Raw genomic sequence first — 16,061 nt, forward strand, 5'->3', positions numbered from 1 at the left:
CGATAAAGACTTACAACCGAACTCCTTAAGCAGCGTCGTGGAGCGCGAAATCCTCTGGGAAACCCCCGCCTATTCCTCTTCCGGTGAAGAACTAGGCGAGCGCGCTGCAAGCGATGCGTATTGGTGGATTGCGGGAGAAAGCGGCGTCGTCAAGCGTATGCGTCGATTGCTGGTTAAAGAGGCCGGCGTGCCCCGTTCGGCTGTGTCTTTCATGGGATATTGGAAGCGTGGGGTCTCTGAGGGGTAGTCGTCAACGCCGCGAATACTAAGTAGGTATTCTGGTAGGTTGAAACATTTTCACGTTTTAATTAGGAGAATCATGGCAAAGATTATCTGGACCCGCACGGACGAAGCTCCGCTGCTTGCAACCTACTCTTTCAAGCCGGTTGTTGAGGCCTTCGCCTCCACCGCAGACATCGAGGTAGAAACCCGCGATATCTCCCTGGCCGGCCGCATCCTGGCGCAGTTCCCGGAGCGCCTCGGCGACAAGAAGGTCGAAGACGCCCTCGCTGAGCTGGGCAAGCTGGCTAAGACTCCGGAAGCTAACATCATCAAGCTGCCGAACATCTCCGCTTCCCTCGTCCAGCTAAAGAAGGCAATCGCTGAGCTGCAGGCTGCAGGTTACGACGTCCCGGATTACGAGGACGCGCAGGAGGCCTACGCTGTGGTTACCGGTTCCGCTGTGAACCCGGTGCTGCGTGAGGGCAACTCGGACCGCCGCGCTCCCATCGCAGTGAAGAACTTCGCGAAGAAGTACCCACACAAGATGGGCGCTTGGTCTGCTGATTCCAAGACCAACGTGGCCACCATGTCTGATAACGACTTCCGTCACAACGAGAAGTCCGTCATCCTGGAGCAGGATGACACCCTTTCCATCAAGCTCGTTGCTGAGGACGGCACTGAGACCGTCCTGTTGGAGAAGCTGCCGGTTCTAAAGGGCGAGGTTGTTGACGGCACCTTCATTTCCGCAAAGGCTCTGGATGAGTTCCTGAAGGCTCAGGTTGCACGCGCTAAGGAAGAGGGCGTTCTCTTCTCTGCTCACTTGAAGGCCACCATGATGAAGGTCTCTGACCCGATCATCTTCGGCCACGTTGTGCGTGCTTACTTCGCTGATGTCTTTGCACAGTACGGCGAGCAGCTTGAGGCCGCTGGTCTCAATGGTGAGAACGGCCTTGGCGCTATCTACGTGGGCCTGCAGTCCCTCGAGAATGGCGAAGAGATCAAGGCCGCATTCGACGCTGCTCTCGAAAATGGTCCGGACCTGGCTATGGTCAACTCCGCTAAGGGCATCAGCAACCTGCACGTCCCATCTGACGTCATCATCGACGCTTCCATGCCGGCCATGATCCGCACCTCCGGCCACATGTGGAACAAGAATGATGAAGAGCAGGACACCTTGGCTGTCATCCCTGATTCTTCTTACGCTGGCGTCTACCAGGCAGTTATCGATGATTGCAAGGCGAATGGCGCTTTCGATCCTTCCACCATGGGTACCGTTCCGAACGTCGGCTTGATGGCTCAGAAGGCTGAGGAGTACGGTTCCCACAACAAGACCTTCAAGGTGCCGGAGAACGGCACCGTGCAATTGACTAACTCCGCTGGCGACGTCCTCATCGAGCACGACGTCGAGGCAGGCGACATCTGGCGCGCTTGCCAGACCAAGGATGCTCCGATCCAGGATTGGGTCAAGCTGGCTGTTAACCGCGCTCGCCTTTCCGGCATGAAGACCATCTTCTGGCTGGACCCGGAGCGCGCACACGACCGCAACATCACCTCCTTGGTTGAGAAGTACCTCCAAGACCACGACACCGAGGGCTTGGATATCTCCATCGCCTCCCCGGTCGAGGCAACCAAGATCTCCATCGAGCGCATCCGTAAGGGCGAAGACACCATCTCCGTCACCGGCAACGTGCTGCGTGACTACAACACCGACCTGTTCCCAATTCTCGAGCTCGGCACCTCCGCAAAGATGCTGTCTGTGGTTCCGCTGATGGCTGGCGGCGGCCTCTTCGAGACCGGTGCAGGCGGATCCGCTCCGAAGCACGTTCAGCAGGTTGAGGAAGAAAACCACCTGCGCTGGGATTCCCTGGGCGAGTTCCTTGCTCTGGCTGAGTCCTTCCGCCACGAGCTCAATGCGCACGGAAACACTAAGGCAGGCGTACTTGCCGACGCCCTCGACAAGGCCACCGAGACCCTCCTCGACGAGGGCAACTCCCCGTCCCGTAAGGTCGGTGAGAACGACAACCGTGGTTCTCACTTCCACTTGACCCTCAACTGGGCGAAGGAGCTGGCTGCTCAGACCGAAGATACTGAGCTGGCCGAGACCTTCAAGCCGGTTGCTGAGGCACTCGAGGCTAAGAAGGACGAGATCCAGCAGGGTCTGCTCGATGTTCAGGGCTCCCCAGCTGATCTGGGCGGCTACTACGCACCGGACGAGGAAAAGATTTCCTCCGTCATGCGCCCGGTTGCTGCCTTCAACGAGATCATTGACGGTCTGAAGAAGTAAACCGTAACAATTCGGCTCCCCTCTCTTACGGAGGGGAGCCTTTTTGTTGCTCGAGTACGGCGCTGAGTTGAGCTCGGTGCTTAGGCTTGCTTGGTGCGTTTGAGCATCACTAACGCCATTGCGCGGTGCCTGGGTCGATTCCCGCGGCGTGTGCGGCGGCGTTAATCGCGTCTTGGAGCCACTGCGCAAGACCTGGCGCCTGGGAATCGTAGTGAGCGCGGAAACGCTCGTCGGCGGTGTAGCCGCGCGCGATAAGCACATGTTTGGACTTCGATACTGGAAAGTGCTCACCTAACAATTCGCGGTGTCGCTCTACCAGCTGTAAAGCTTCCGGCGCCGTGGGGTCCATTCCGGCCGTACAAGCAGCGGCTAGCTCACGCTCGAGTTTTTCATGGCGTTGCTTAAGCTCTTCCCAGTCTGCCACGTTGCGGCGGACTGCATTGCGCTGGGAGATAGCCCAGTCTTCCGTATCGCCATAGGTTTCTTCGGCTTCGGCATGGTGTTCGGCGAAACTATCGCCAAGCACTGCCGCAATCTGCGAAACCGAGAGATTGTTGTTATTCATGGTTTCCTCCAAAAGAATATCGAGTGCGCGCACTTGTTCATCAAGGCGGCGTTGTCTTTCCATGAGCATCGTCCGCTGGCGGCGTAGGTGTTCCACCGGACTATCTCCCGCTTCCAAGGCCGCAGCTATATCTTTAAGCGGCATCCCCGTAGCGCGGTAGACCACAACTTTTTGCGCCCGTGCGATGTCTTGCTCCGAATAAAGCCGGTAGTTAGACCACGTACGAGCGTTCGGTATAACAAGTCCGCGTTCTTCCCAGTAGTGCAGAGTACGTACGCTGACTCCCAGAAATTCTGCGGCTTCGCCTACTTCCATGTGTGTGCTCATACCAAAATTTCACTCCCTTACGTCGCGTGAGAGTCAACTCACTCCGCTTCAGCCCCTTATTGGGTACATTGTTCACTTATGAATAATCCACTGCTTTCTCCGTCTACTCTGCCCTACCAATTGCCACCTTTTGCCGAGATTAAAGAAAAGCACTTACTCCCAGCATTTCACGAGGCTCTTCAGCTTCACGATGCCGAAATCGCCGCCATCGTAGATAATCCCGCCGACCCGACGTGGGAAAACACCGTCGAGGCACTAGAGAGCTCCGGACAAGACCTGGAACGCGTCATTGCTGTCTTTGCGAATCTCTCCGGAACCGATATCACCGACGGTATGGAGGCCATCGGTTCGCAGCTGTGGCCAGAGCTTTCCGCCCATCAAGATGCGATCTATCAAAATGCGGTTCTCTACGCCCGTTTGAAGGAAGTGGGCGTAGACGTGCCCAAGGATGAGGAATCCCAGCGTCTATATGCTCATTTGCTGCGTACGTTTGCTCGCAAAGGCGCGGACTTAGATTCCGCAAGCAAGGCCCGGCTTTCGGAAATCAATCAGCGTCTTTCGACTCTGTCTGAGGAATTCGGCCGCACGCTGATGGAATCAACCCGAAAACTCGCGGTGGAGCTCACGGAACAGGAGTTGGAAGGCCTGCCGGAGGAGCGGAAGGCCTCTGCGAGCGCGGATGCAAAAGCTCTGGGTCGTGAAGGCTTCGTGATTCCTCTAGAGCTGCCAACTGTGCAATCGGAGCAGGCCCGTCTCGTGCAGCCGGAGGCTCGTGCGAAGCTTTATGAGGCGTCTGCTCGCCGCGGCGAAGGAAACGCAGAAGGTCTCATCGAGGCGGTGCAGCTGCGTGCCGAACGCGCAGAACTTTTGGGTTTTGCCTCGCATGCGGACTACGTCATCTCTGAGGAAACTGCAGGAAATGCCCAGGCAGCTCGCGATATGCTCTTCCAACTAGCACCTGCGGCTGAGGCCAACGCAGAAGGCGAACAGAAGTTGTTCGCCGAGGCAGCGAGCCTGCGCGATGAGGACTTTGGCGCAGCGGATTGGCCGTATTGGGAGTCGCAGGTGCGTGCTCGCGATTTTTCGCTGGACGAGGAAGAACTACGCAAGTACTTCCCCCTCGAACAGGTCTTGGAGGAAGGCGTATTCGCTGCTGCAAATCGTCTTTACGGCATCGTGGTTGTCCCACGTGATGACTTGGAGGGATATGCCGAGGGCGTGCGCGTGTGGGAGGTCTTCGACGAGGGCCAGGATCCCGCAGCGGACAAGGACAATGGCATCGGCCTGTTTGTCACTGATTACTTCGGCCGCCCCACCAAACGCGGCGGGGCATGGATGAGCGAGTTTGTGGGTCAGGCAGGTCTGCTGGAGCGCAAACCGGTGATCGTGAACGTCATGGGAATTACCAAGCCGGCCGATGGTTCACAGCCGCTGCTGAGCTTGGACGAGCTGCGCACCGTCTTCCACGAGTTTGGCCATGCGCTGCATGGTTTACTCTCGGATGTCCGATACCCCACTTTCGCAGGTACAAACGTCCCCCGAGACTGGGTCGAGTTTCCCTCGCAGATTAATGAGAACTGGGCATTGGAGCCGGCACTGGTGAAGCGTTACGCCCGCCACGTGGATACCGGCGAGGTCATCCCCGATGCACTCTTGCAGGCAGTTTCAGAAGCCAGCGAGTTCGGCCAGGGCTTTGCCACAGTGGAATACCTAGCGGCCTCGATTGTGGACTTGGCGTGGCACTCGCTTTCATTTGACGAAACCGCAGACCTCAAGGCGGCGGAGATTGCGCAGTTCGAGAAGCAAGCCCTAGCCAAGGCCGGGCTGAACAACCCGCTTATCGCGCCGCGCTACCGTTCCCAGTACTTCAACCACATCTTCGCCGGCGGATACTCTGCAGGCTATTACTCCTACCTCTGGGCCGAGGTCCTCGACGCCGACGGATTTTCTTGGTTCAAGGAAGAAGGCGCCGGTGACTCGGACGAGCAAGCTCGTGCAGCTGGCGAGAAGTTCCGGAAGCTCATCTTGTCCAAGGGCGCATCGCGCGATTTCACCGAAACCTACCGCGAACTGCGTGGCCGAGACAAGGACGTCGAGCCGCTGCTCAAGCGCCGCGGCCTCGCTGGTGCTTAAGGCATGCGTGTAGGCGCAATCTCCTAAGCGATTGCGCTAGTTCTGGCAATTACAGCTGGGTTACTGCTAGGTAACGAAGGTAGGCGGAGCTTCGTACGGTGGCTGCCATGCCACCCGCCCGCCGATGCGGAGCATGCGCCCGCGTTCGGGAGGCGCATTCGGGTCATCACCGTTTACACCGTTGTGATAGGAACACAGTGGAACCATATTTGAAACGTTGGTTTCGCCACCGTGTACCCAAGGCTCGATGTGGTGTATCTGGCAACGCTCAGCCGGAACTTTGCAATCCGGCCAGGCGCAGGTGGGGTTTTCTGCCGACAGCATCTTTCGCTGCTTCGTCGAGGCAAAGCGCGACATGCGGTATAGATCCACCGGCCCTTCCTCGCGGCTAATCAGGGTAACGAATCCCTCGCCGGAAAAGGTGCGCTCAAGATACTCCGCACCAGTCATTGTGGCACCGGAGGTAGTGCGCAAAATAACATCGCCATCACCGCGACCATTACCGCGCTGCAGCTCGCAATAATCCTCGAGGCGGACTACCACCATCGTGGTAGCCTGCGTGCGCACTCCACCCTCGGACTGCGACTCCAAGAAGCTCGCGCCAGGGCGAGACTGGTCGATGCCTTTGAATACATCCGTAATTCCCATCGAAGAACCAGTGACGGTCAGCGTGGCCAGACCGTTGGGGTGCTGGCGCAAAGTGGCACGTTCAGATGCCACCCGCGGCGGCTGCATCTCCTTGAGGCGTTTGCGCGCGAGCCTTTCTATCTCTGGCGACGCCGCCGCGCAGAGTTCGACGCGCAAATTCCACGCCGCAACTTTCTTCTTAACTCGCGAAACAAAATGTTCGATGCGCCGCAGGGTGCTCAGGCTATGCTGCTGGTTTCGCGCGTGTGCAACGGCGGTGCGTTGCTTCTTGCTAAACGACGTCGGCCCAAAATAGGTGCTGTGGAGCGCCAGAAGCTCGGCGGCATCAGCAGACGTGGCACCTAAAGAAATCAGCTGTGCGGCAGACATGCCTTCGCACTCAGCGACGAGGTCAACGCCTCGGCTGAGTGCTGCAAGGTATGTCTTAAGGCTCATAGCCATCAAGCTACCCAGGCCTTCTACCAGGCACAACGCCTTGGAACCCAGGATGGTCAAATTCGCAGCTATCTGGCGGTTTAAAGCTACACGCTTAAGCCTGCCAACCACCGCGCGTGGATGCGGTCATCGCCATTTTCTTCTGGATGGAAGCTCAAAGCGATGACGTTGTCTTCCCGTACTCCCACGACAACTGGAGTTCCGTCCCTCTCAGGAACGGTGGCAATTACTTCCACCCCTGCGCCATGCGAGGTAACAATAGGCGCGCGGATGAAAGACGCCTCCACAACCAGATCCTCCTCATCCAAGCGCACGGGCACAGTGCGCTCTTCAGAGAAGCGCTGGTTACCGAATCCATTGCGGCGCACGACGACGTCAAGCACACCGAGGCTCTGTTGCCCAGGCGCCGGATTCTCCAGTTCACGGGCAGAGTAAATCAGTCCGGCGCAGGTGGCGAGGACGGGCAGGCCGGCACGGATGGCGTCGCGAAGCGGCTGCGCAAGCTCGAAGGCGCGAGCAAGGCGGTCGATGGTGGAAGACTCGCCGCCTGGAAACACGATGCCCTCAAGGCCATCCAAATCCCGGGGCAAGCGCACGCGGGTTACGTGTGCGCCGAGAGATTCCAGAATCGCAACGTGTTCCTCGACGCCGCCTTGCAAGGCCAGCACGCCAATCGTCAGCGCTTTGCCAGGCTTCGCCGCTTTATCCGCCTTTTCCGCCGTATCTGTCTTACCAGCCACGTTCAGCCAAACGGTGCGGAGCCGGAACGTCAGCTACGTTGATGCCTACCATCGCCTCGCCGAGACCGCGGGAAATCTTCGCCAGCTCAGCCGGCTGGTCATACAGCGTGGCCGCCTTAACGATGGCCTCCGCGCGAGCAGCCGGATTGCCAGACTTGAAGATACCGGAGCCGACGAAGACGCCCTCGGCGCCCATCTGACGGACGAGTGCGGCGTCGGCAGGCGTTGCGACACCACCGGCAACGAAGAGCACGACCGGCAGCTTGCCTGTCTCTGCCACCTCTGCGACAAGGTCGTACGGAGCCTGCAACTCCTTGGCTGCGACATACAGCTCATCGCGATCCAGGTGCTGCAGGCGGGCAATCTCGCCACGAATGGTACGCAGGTGCTTTACTGCCTCGGAGACGTCGCCGGTGCCGGCTTCGCCCTTGGAACGAATCATGGCAGCACCCTCAGTGATACGGCGCAGCGCTTCACCCAGGTTGGTAGCACCGCAGACGAAAGGCACATCGAAGTCCCACTTGTTGATGTGGTTGACGTAATCGGCCGGAGATAGAACCTCGGACTCGTCAATAAAGTCCACACCGAGCTCAGCCAGGATCTGAGCTTCAACGAAGTGGCCAATACGAGACTTTGCCATCACCGGGATGGAAACTGCATCGACGATTCCCTCAATAAGGTCCGGATCCGACATACGAGCGACGCCGCCCTGCGCGCGAATATCCGCTGGCACACGCTCCAAGGCCATGACGGCGGCAGCACCAGCATCTTCGGCGATCTTTGCCTGTTCCGGGGTAACGACGTCCATGATGACGCCGCCTTTAAGCATATCCGCGAGGCCGCGCTTGACGCGGGTGGTTGCAATCTTGGAAGTATTTTCAGTCTTGTTTTCAGCCATGCGAATCATCGAACCGCATAAAGTGGTCCACAACAAGGTCCAATCTAGGCCATTTGGATTAGACCACTTTAAGATGAGGATATGAATTTAGGCCTCGACCCGGACGATTCGCGGACGCTGCCAGTGCAGATTGCGGCAGCCATCCGCGAGATGGTTGCCACTGGCGCACTGCTGCCAGGCGAGCAGATAGATTCAACCCGCACCTTATCGGCGCAGCTAGGCGTCTCGCGCGGAACTGTGGTAACCGCTTTCGATCAACTCATCGCCGAGGGCTACCTCATCGCAAGCACCGGCTCCGGAACCCGCATCAATCCTCGCCTCCACCCCACCAAAGCCCCCGCGACCGCCCCGAAATCGCACACCCCACCGCCCCTCAACCGGGTGGAGCTAACCCCCGGCCTACCCGATACAACGAGCCTCATCACCCCCGAATGGCGTGCTGCCTGGCGCAACGCCGCCGCGCTTGCCAACGCTCCCCTTCTAACCCAAGAAATCGGTCACCACCTCCGCCACATGCGCGGCCTTGCGGTAGATCCGGATCGCATCCTCGTCACCGCCGGTGCGCGTGAGGGGCTTGCGTTGTTATTGCGGGGCGTCGCTAAGCAGCTGCGTATTGGCGTGGAATCGCCGGGTTATCCCAGTCTGCGCAAGGTACCGGAGGCTTTAGGCCATACCCTCGTGGAAGTACCTACCGATTCAGAGGGTGTGCGTGTTCCGCTAACGGACCTAGATGCGCTCATCGTCACTCCGAGCCATCAATATCCGTACGGCGATTCCCTCTCGGCTGCTCGTCGAACGGAGCTGGTGCGGTGGGCACGGGAGACGGGGGTACTCATCATTGAGGACGATTTCGACTCCGAACTGCGCTACGTAGGCCAACCTTTGCCCGCGCTGACTGCCCTCGAGCCCGAGCACACGGCGCTGTTGGGCACGTTTAGCTCGGTGATCTCCCCGACCATCGCTTGTGGATATCTCGTCGTCCCGGAGCACCTGCGCGAGCCGCTTGTGCAGCAGCGTCAGCTTTTTGGGCAGCCCGTGAGCTCTATTACCCAAGATGCGTTGGCGGGGTTTATGGCCAGCGGTGCGCTGCGCCGTCACACCGGCAAAATGCGCCGCGCTTACCGACGCCGCCGTGACCTAGTCACCGCCACCTTCCGCACGCTACCTGGCGTCGAGCTGCTACCAATTCGCGGTGGTCTGCACGCTGTGTTGCTCTGCGAACGCCCAGCGGCAGCGGTGGTCACACGGGCAGCGGAACAGGGAATCGGACTTACTGCACTAGCTGATTACTGGGGCGGAGAGAAAGCACCAAACGGAGTCGTATTGGGCTTTGGCCACCTCAGCGACTTGGAATTGGCGCTAGCACTCGCTGCGGTCGCAGAAGCCGCATCTCTTTAATGGGTAGGATCTCGCACTGATTGCGCACTCATGCGCGTGCGCAGCCAACCTGCCTACGAGCATGCCTGGCGGCACTGAGCCGCGTGCAGGAAAAGCCGAAAGGGCCACGCATAGAACGTGACCCTTTAGTTGCTGCGCTAACGGTTTACTGCGGCTGCCTAGGACGTTACTTATCCTCAGCCTTTTTAGCGCCGGCTAGCTGCGAGAAGTTCTCGTTGAAATCCTTAAATCCCTTCGAGAAGGTGCCGAGGTTATCCATGAAGCCACCCATGATGTCCATCGGCAGTGGGAAGACGATGGTGGAGTTCTGGTCTGCGCCTAACTCCAGCACCGTCTGCAGGTAGCGCAGCTGCAAAGCCGCAGGAGCCTTACCCAGCTCCTCCGCGGCTTCTCGCAGCTCGCGGGAGGACTGAAGTTCGCCGTGTGCGGAGATGACCTTGGCGCGACGCTCACGCTCGGCTTCTGCCTCGCGGGCAAGGGCACGCTGCATCATTTCTGGGATTTCCACGTCCTTGATCTCCACGATGCGGGTGATTACGCCCCAGCGCTCGGTCTGGCCGTTGATGATATTCGCAAGATCCTCGTTGAGTTCTTCGCGGTGTGCGAGGAGATCATCGAGATCCGCGCGGCCCAACAGGCTACGCAGAGTCGTCTGCGCGATTTGCGACGTAGCGACGGCATAGTTTTCCACTTCCAGCACGGCCTTGAGCGAATCCGTCACCTCGAACATGACCACGGCGTTCACGCGCACGGAGACGTTGTCCTTGGTAATGATTTCCTGCGGCGGGATGGTAAGTGTCACCACACGCTGGTCCACGCGCTCGAGCTTATCGATGCCCGGCCACATGAAATGCAGGCCCGGCTCCATGAGCGGACGCAGATGGCCGAATCGGAAGGCCACTCCGCGCTCGTACTGTTTGATGACTTTCAGCGAGTACATCAAAAAGACGATGATGAGCGCGACGATGATGCCGATGACGATCGGCCAGAAAACGAGTGCTGACATTAGCTAGCTTCTTCCTTCTTGCGTTCCGAGCGATAACGGCTGGACTTGCCGTACTTCGAACCATAGCGGTCGATTTGGGCGGCCAGCTCGGCTTCACGGTTGTCCATTTCGGGGACGACGATCTGCGGCGCATTCGATGGCGTATTCCACAGGTGGCGTGCCAACGGATAGACACCAAGACCGGTAATCACCAAGACGGTGGCAAGGGTGATAAGCACCTCGGACAGCGAGTGGTTGGTAATTAGGGACGACAGCGGGAGCAGGTAGCCCATAGCGGCCACCGCGAGGGCAATTCCGCGGTGGAAACGACCAGAGTCGGAGTGTGGCCATGGGTCGAGCTGCCGGGTGACTTCCCTGCCATGGTGGGAGACCGTGCAGGCATCCTTTACTGGACAGGTATTGCACACCGTGGGGTTGGCGCGGTAACGCATGACGCGGTTTTCCGGGTCAAAGCTCGACGGCCAAAGCCACTGATCTTCAGGGCACTGCCAGGCGTCGTGTTCCTCCAAGTAGCGGAAAGTGCCAGCGCGGTTAGCCATGGTGCGGTTGGCGGTTTGCTTCGCCATTGCATCAAAGCCCCACGCTACGACCAGCAGAAACAGGCCGTAGCACACCGCCAGGAGGGTAAAGATTCCTGGAGCTTGCATTATGTGTCCCTACTTCTTCTGATCCGGTTTATTCTGATTTGACCTTTTCTGGCCAGGATTACCGTCCGCCCGCTTGTCGGAGCGGTAGGTTCCGCCCCACTTGGTGCGCGATTCGAACTCTGGGTCCTGTGGGCCAGAAGCAGCAGAATCGCCGCGGCCCGAGTCCGGGGCTTGTTCTTCAACGAAGGCACCACGCTCGTCGATGTAGCCATAGCGGCGGCCTGCCACGCGTCCGGTGCTGTGCACGCCGTCGCGGGTATCCACACGACCCTTTCCGCCGGAGACAAGGCCGACGCTGGAGGCAGCGCCCGCGACGGGCACCTCGCCGGCGTGGTCGTCGTCGTCAGGCGCGATGATGCTAAACAGCGGATCCTTCGGGTGCTCTTCGATGGTCGGGATTTCCTTGTTAAACAGCACGCCCTTGAGCGCCATCCATAGGAACGGGATGATGCCGGCTAAGAACATGACGTCGCCAGGCATGCGCAGCCACTCCATGATGAAGTTGCCAGGCTCGGTGATGTAGCCCAGGGAACGTGCCTCGACGTATCCGGAAGCCACGGATTCGTAGAGCTGCATGACACCAAGTGGCAGCAGGGAGATAACAACCATCCACAAAAGTCCGATGTTTTGCAGCCAGAATGACCAGGCCATAGCCTTATCGGACCACTTTTCCTTCGGGATAAGGTAGCGCAGCGCGAATACGGACAGGCCGACGGCCAGGAAGCCGTATACACCCATCATTGCGCCGTGTGCGTGGTTTGCGGTCAGCGCGGTACCGATCTCGTAATAAGAGACGATCGGCAGGTTGACTAGGAAGCCGAAGATGCCGGCGCCCAAGAAGTTCCAGAAGCCAACTGCAACCAGGAACATAACTGCCCAGCGGTGTGGGAATGGGCGTTCGCCGGAGGCGCGCTGACGGGAACCGAGCTGCATGAAGGTCCAAGCCTCAACGGTCAGCAGGGTCAGCGGCACGACCTCGGCAGCAGAGAAGAAAGCGCCAAGTGCCATGTGCTCAACCGGGGTACCGGAGAAGTACAGGTGGTGCATAGTGCCCAAAACGCCACCGGTGGAGTACAAAATAATGTCCAAGAAGATGATGCCGAGGGTGATCTTCTCGCGGATGACGCCGAGAAGCACGAAGACATAGGCCACCATCACGGTGGTAAACAGCTCGAGGAAGTCCTCCACCCACAGGTGGACGACCCAGAAGCGCCAGAACTCGGCAACAGAGATATGGGTCTCGGAGCCAGCCAGGTTACCCACTGCATAGAAAGCAGGGATGGCGATGCCGGCGTAGAAGAACAGCCACGGCATATTGGACTTGTGTTCGTACTTCAGGCGGCCGCGCAGCTGGCGGAAGATGATGCCAATCCAGACAAACATGCCCACAGTGAGCAGAATCTGGAAGAAGCGCGGCAGGTCAAGGAACTCCCACTGCTGGGAGAACAGGGTGCCTTCCTTGATGTAGCCCATGGTAGACAGCCACTCGAAGGCCATGGAGCCAAAGACCACAAACGCGATGGCACCGAGCAGGAACCAAACCAGCCAGTGCTGCTTCTTCGGTTCCTTCTTGCCCACGAAAGAGGCCAAGAAAATACCGGCAGCAAGCAGGCCGCCTGCAGTCCATAGCAGCGACAGCTGGAGGTGCCAGGTGCGCGAGACATTATACGGCAGGATTTCCTGCAATGGGATACCGAAGAAGCCGGTCAGCTCCGTGCGGTAGTGCTGTGAGGCTGCACCCAGGAGCGCCTGGATGAGGAAGAGCAATGCGATGACAAGGACAAACCATGCCACGACCTTCTGCGACTTGGTAAGACCTACCTCGCCCGGCTGGGTGAAGTCGAGGTTTGGCGCCTCTTCTGCGTGCCAACCAATGGACTTAGACCAACGGCCATAAATCGCGAAGATAAGGCCGGTGCCGCCGATCAGCGCGATGAGCGAGAGCACAGACCAGACCACGAGGTCTGCGGTCGGGCCGTTATCCACGCGTGGCTCAGCCGGCCAGTTGTTGGTATAGGAGTAATCGTGGCCCGGGCGCTCTGCCGCAGAAGCCCATGCAGTCCAACCGAAGAAACCAACAAGGTTGTTGATCTGCTTTTTGTCTGTAATGAACTCAGATGGAAGTCCCTTGTTATGAGAGTCTTCGCCAAAGTACTTCGCGTAGTAGTCCTTGTTGGACTCGAAAGCAGCGATTTGGTTATCGGTCCACTTCAGTACACCAGTTGCTTCGTCGTAGCGGTTGGTGCGGAACTCCTGCTGGACTGCTTCTTCTGGAGTCGCGTCCGGGGAGATGAAATCGGGATAACCGTTGGCGTCGTTAAGCTCGCGTGCCTTATCCAAAGACATGCGGAGGTATTCCGCCGTGTAGTCAGGGCCTAAGTAGGCGCCGTGGCCCATGACGGAGCCGTATTGCTGCAGGCCGCGGGTTTGGTAGAGAGCCTGACCGTTCAGAATCTCATCCTTGGTCAGGATGGTCTCACCGGTGGTTTCGGAAACAATCTTTTCCGGAAGAGGCATAGACGCGTTGTAAGTGCGGTACGCCAAGAAACCCATGACTAGAAAGCCAAAGATCATGACTAAGGCGACGCCCTGCACCCACACGCTGCTGAGCTTAAGGACCGGCTTGCGGCGGTCCTCGTGGCTAGTAGTGGTGGACATATATTTTCCTGTCTTCTCAATGTGCTGACGCTTAGACTGCGCGCCAAGGTGTCCCGAGGCAGAAGGCACCCACACCGATTATGGACGGAAAAACTAGAGTTAAATAGCTGGGCGCGCGCCCACCTTCCCCAAAGGCGGTCATACGGAAGGTTGACATCCGCCAATAGCTAGACCATTCCCCCATTGCTGACTTTCAGCTAATTTTTATATCTCCCCAAGTAAAACGCAATAATGCACGTCGACCGCACCTCCCGATTTGCTTTATCTTTAAAGCGATTTCCCAACGATGTTAATTCGATCACCATTCGCAAAGCACTGCAAAAATCAGAGTACATAGAGGTTAACGCCACCAACCCCAACCTCAAAAGTTGTTTAATTCGGATTTTGTCGTATTATTTTAAGCATGACTTTCGCAGAGCACACCAAGCGCAACTGGCTAATCACCCTCTTTGCCGCCATCTTCCTTGCGGCGATTGTTTCGATGATTTTTCTGAACGACCCACACCAAACCGTCACGGTCGCAATGGTCTTCATTGCGGCTGCCTTACTACTCTTCGGCGGAATCCTAGGCGGCTGGTACCTCATCCATCAGCGCGCGGGCTCCCAAAAATAGACACGCGCTAAACTCACACCGCGACTAGCGGTCGGCTACCTGCCGACCGCTTTGTCTGTTTTTATTCATTTCACTTGCTGGGCAAACGTCAAATTTTCTCCACATCCATGCCCATTATGAACCGCTTGGTCTAGTCTTTGCTCATGGCTACAAAATACGACACCAGCAACTTAGAAAACCTCGCCCTCGCTACCCGCTGCCTGCACGTAGGCCAGGATCTCGACGGCTCCACCAACTCTCGCAACATTCCGATTTACCAAACCACCTCCTACGTCTTTGATTCGGCCGAGCATGCCGCCGCTCGCTTTGCGCTTGCCGACGCCGGCCCCATCTACACCCGGCTGACAAATCCCACGGTGGACGCACTCGAGCGTCGTCTAGCGGCGCTCGAAGGCGGCGTAGCCGCAGTCGCCTTTGCCTCTGGCCAGGCGGCAGAAACCGCCGCCATCGAAACGCTGGCTGGCGCGGGCGACCACATCGTGGCCTCCCCTCGCCTCTATGGCGGAACGAATAGCCTTTTTACCCATACGCTGCACCGTCTCGGCATTGAAGTAACTCTGGTCGAGGAACCCGATGATCCGCAGTCATGGCAGTGCGCTGTGCGCGGAAATACCAAGGCTTTTTATGGAGAGACCTTCGGCAACCCGGTGGCAGATGTGCTGGATATTCCGGCAATCGCTGAGGTAGCGCATGCAAACCAGGTGCCGCTGATTGTGGACAACACCATCGCTACCGCGGCACTGGCGCGCCCGTTAGAGCTCGGCGCGGACGTCGTCGTCGCCTCCACCACCAAATTCTATTCCGGCTCGGGCTCGGCCATCGGTGGCGTCATCGTCGACGGCGGCACCTTTGACTGGACCGTTCAGCGCGACGGCAAGCCGGTGTTTCCGTTCTTCACCGAACCCGACGAAAGTTACCATGGCCTGCGCTTCGCAGACCTCGGCGAACCGGCTTTCGCACTGCGCGCCCGCGCTGGCATCCTCCGCGATACGGGCGCCGCAGTCTCGCCTTTCAACGCTTGGCTGACCTTAACCGGGCTGGAAACTTTGGAGCTGCGCGTGCAGCGCCACAACGAAAATGCCCAGGCAGTTGCGGAATTCCTCGAGGCGCATCCGAAGGCGGCCAAGGTCAATTACGCCGGCCTCGACTCGAGCCCGTATAAGACCACCAAGGAAAGGCTCGGCTACCAATACACCGGTTCGGTACTTTCTTTCGAAGTGGCCACCGAGTCAGGCGAACCCGCAGCGGCCACAGAAACCGCCTGGAAGTTCATCGATTCCCTCAAGCTGCATTCCAATCTGGCCAACATCGGCGATACCCGTTCGCTTGTGGTGCATCCGGCTACCACCACCCACTCGCAATCCAACGAGGAGGGGCTGCGGGTAGCTGGCATCACCCAGGCCACGATTCGCCTCTCCGTTGGTATCGAAGCAATCAACGACATCATCGCTGACCTCGAGCGCGGCTTCGCGGCCATCTAATCAAGA

13 protein-coding genes are annotated in these 16,061 nt (G+C 58.5%); 6 read left to right on the plus strand and 7 right to left on the minus strand.

Going from position 1 to position 16,061, the window contains the following annotated elements:
- Together HMPREF2935_RS13160 and HMPREF2935_RS03200 are read left to right on the plus strand one after the other, a co-directional pair.
- Positions 1 to 247 (plus strand): SIP domain-containing protein (locus HMPREF2935_RS13160; RefSeq protein WP_168166286.1); only part of this gene is annotated, 247 nt, incomplete at its 5' end.
- 72 nt (positions 248 to 319) lie between these two features.
- Positions 320 to 2,506 carry an NADP-dependent isocitrate dehydrogenase gene (locus HMPREF2935_RS03200; protein WP_070432703.1) on the plus strand — a complete coding sequence of 729 codons (2,187 nt, stop codon included), beginning with the start codon at positions 320 to 322 and terminating at the stop codon, positions 2,504 to 2,506.
- A gap of 109 nt (positions 2,507 to 2,615) precedes the next feature.
- On the opposite strand, the gene HMPREF2935_RS03205 is transcribed toward HMPREF2935_RS03200, so the two are convergent.
- Positions 2,616 to 3,398, minus strand: coding sequence for a MerR family transcriptional regulator (locus tag HMPREF2935_RS03205; protein WP_070731967.1), 783 nt, complete (start codon positions 3,396 to 3,398; stop codon positions 2,616 to 2,618).
- 78 nt (positions 3,399 to 3,476) lie between these two features.
- On the opposite strand from HMPREF2935_RS03205, the gene HMPREF2935_RS03210 reads away from it, so the two are divergent.
- Positions 3,477 to 5,531, plus strand: a complete 2,055-nt coding sequence (locus tag HMPREF2935_RS03210) for a M3 family metallopeptidase (RefSeq protein ID WP_070731969.1) — start codon at positions 3,477 to 3,479, stop codon at positions 5,529 to 5,531.
- 66 nt (positions 5,532 to 5,597) lie between these two features.
- Here HMPREF2935_RS03210 and HMPREF2935_RS03215 read toward each other — a convergent pair whose 3' ends face one another.
- The 3 genes from HMPREF2935_RS03215 to pdxS form a co-directional block, all read right to left on the minus strand.
- Complete coding sequence (locus HMPREF2935_RS03215) at positions 5,598 to 6,614, minus strand: HNH endonuclease signature motif containing protein (protein ID WP_070732145.1); 1,017 nt, start codon at positions 6,612 to 6,614, stop codon at positions 5,598 to 5,600.
- An 86-nt stretch (positions 6,615 to 6,700) separates the two neighbouring features.
- Positions 6,701 to 7,294: a pyridoxal 5'-phosphate synthase glutaminase subunit PdxT gene (gene pdxT, locus HMPREF2935_RS03220; RefSeq protein ID WP_070732147.1), complete on the minus strand. Its 594-nt coding sequence runs from the start codon at positions 7,292 to 7,294 to the stop codon at positions 6,701 to 6,703.
- 49 nt (positions 7,295 to 7,343) lie between these two features.
- Positions 7,344 to 8,252 (minus strand): pyridoxal 5'-phosphate synthase lyase subunit PdxS, encoded by a 909-nt coding sequence (gene pdxS, locus HMPREF2935_RS03225; RefSeq protein ID WP_061920831.1) that lies wholly within the window; start codon positions 8,250 to 8,252, stop codon positions 7,344 to 7,346.
- Positions 8,253 to 8,333: 81 nt separating this feature from the next.
- On the opposite strand from pdxS, the gene HMPREF2935_RS03230 reads away from it, so the two are divergent.
- Positions 8,334 to 9,650, plus strand: coding sequence for a MocR-like pyridoxine biosynthesis transcription factor PdxR (locus HMPREF2935_RS03230; RefSeq protein ID WP_070498673.1), 1,317 nt, complete (start codon positions 8,334 to 8,336; stop codon positions 9,648 to 9,650).
- Between the two features lie 166 nt (positions 9,651 to 9,816).
- On the opposite strand, the gene HMPREF2935_RS03235 is transcribed toward HMPREF2935_RS03230, so the two are convergent.
- From HMPREF2935_RS03235 to HMPREF2935_RS03245, 3 genes are read right to left on the minus strand one after another with little or no spacing between them, the layout of a single operon-like run.
- Positions 9,817 to 10,656 (minus strand): SPFH domain-containing protein, encoded by an 840-nt coding sequence (locus HMPREF2935_RS03235; RefSeq protein WP_061920695.1) that lies wholly within the window; start codon positions 10,654 to 10,656, stop codon positions 9,817 to 9,819.
- Positions 10,656 to 11,303 (minus strand): hypothetical protein, encoded by a 648-nt coding sequence (locus tag HMPREF2935_RS03240; RefSeq protein ID WP_061920693.1) that lies wholly within the window; start codon positions 11,301 to 11,303, stop codon positions 10,656 to 10,658. The genes HMPREF2935_RS03235 and HMPREF2935_RS03240 overlap by 1 nt, the downstream gene beginning before the upstream one ends.
- A gap of 9 nt (positions 11,304 to 11,312) precedes the next feature.
- The gene (locus HMPREF2935_RS03245; RefSeq protein WP_070731971.1) at positions 11,313 to 13,961 is read right to left on the minus strand and encodes a nitric-oxide reductase large subunit; all 2,649 of its coding nucleotides are present in this window, start codon (positions 13,959 to 13,961) and stop codon (positions 11,313 to 11,315) included.
- Positions 13,962 to 14,364: 403 nt separating this feature from the next.
- On the opposite strand from HMPREF2935_RS03245, the gene HMPREF2935_RS03250 reads away from it, so the two are divergent.
- Positions 14,365 to 14,574 carry a hypothetical protein gene (locus tag HMPREF2935_RS03250; RefSeq protein ID WP_070518484.1) on the plus strand — a complete coding sequence of 70 codons (210 nt, stop codon included), beginning with the start codon at positions 14,365 to 14,367 and terminating at the stop codon, positions 14,572 to 14,574.
- Between the two features lie 143 nt (positions 14,575 to 14,717).
- Positions 14,718 to 16,055 carry an O-acetylhomoserine/O-acetylserine sulfhydrylase gene (locus HMPREF2935_RS03255; RefSeq protein WP_061920687.1) on the plus strand — a complete coding sequence of 446 codons (1,338 nt, stop codon included), beginning with the start codon at positions 14,718 to 14,720 and terminating at the stop codon, positions 16,053 to 16,055.
- Positions 16,056 to 16,061: the final 6 nt, after the last annotated feature.

The organism is Corynebacterium sp. HMSC076D02, assembly GCF_001813815.1.
GTDB classification, from domain to species: Bacteria; Actinomycetota; Actinomycetes; order Mycobacteriales; family Mycobacteriaceae; genus Corynebacterium; species Corynebacterium simulans.

Bases quoted from the DNA above. Each gene is read 5' to 3' on its own strand.
- HMPREF2935_RS03200 (WP_070432703.1), top strand. From the start codon at position 320: ATGGCAAAGATTATCTGGACCCGCACGGACGAAGCTCCGCTGCTTGCA.
- HMPREF2935_RS03205 (WP_070731967.1), bottom strand. From the start codon at position 3,398: ATGAGCACACACATGGAAGTAGGCGAAGCCGCAGAATTTCTGGGAGTC.
- HMPREF2935_RS03210 (WP_070731969.1), top strand. From the start codon at position 3,477: ATGAATAATCCACTGCTTTCTCCGTCTACTCTGCCCTACCAATTGCCA.
- HMPREF2935_RS03215 (WP_070732145.1), bottom strand. From the start codon at position 6,614: ATGAGCCTTAAGACATACCTTGCAGCACTCAGCCGAGGCGTTGACCTC.
- pdxS (WP_061920831.1), bottom strand. From the start codon at position 8,252: ATGGCTGAAAACAAGACTGAAAATACTTCCAAGATTGCAACCACCCGC.
- HMPREF2935_RS03230 (WP_070498673.1), top strand. From the start codon at position 8,334: ATGAATTTAGGCCTCGACCCGGACGATTCGCGGACGCTGCCAGTGCAG.
- HMPREF2935_RS03235 (WP_061920695.1), bottom strand. From the start codon at position 10,656: ATGTCAGCACTCGTTTTCTGGCCGATCGTCATCGGCATCATCGTCGCG.
- HMPREF2935_RS03240 (WP_061920693.1), bottom strand. From the start codon at position 11,303: ATGCAAGCTCCAGGAATCTTTACCCTCCTGGCGGTGTGCTACGGCCTG.
- HMPREF2935_RS03245 (WP_070731971.1), bottom strand. From the start codon at position 13,961: ATGTCCACCACTACTAGCCACGAGGACCGCCGCAAGCCGGTCCTTAAG.
- HMPREF2935_RS03250 (WP_070518484.1), top strand. From the start codon at position 14,365: ATGACTTTCGCAGAGCACACCAAGCGCAACTGGCTAATCACCCTCTTT.
- HMPREF2935_RS03255 (WP_061920687.1), top strand. From the start codon at position 14,718: ATGGCTACAAAATACGACACCAGCAACTTAGAAAACCTCGCCCTCGCT.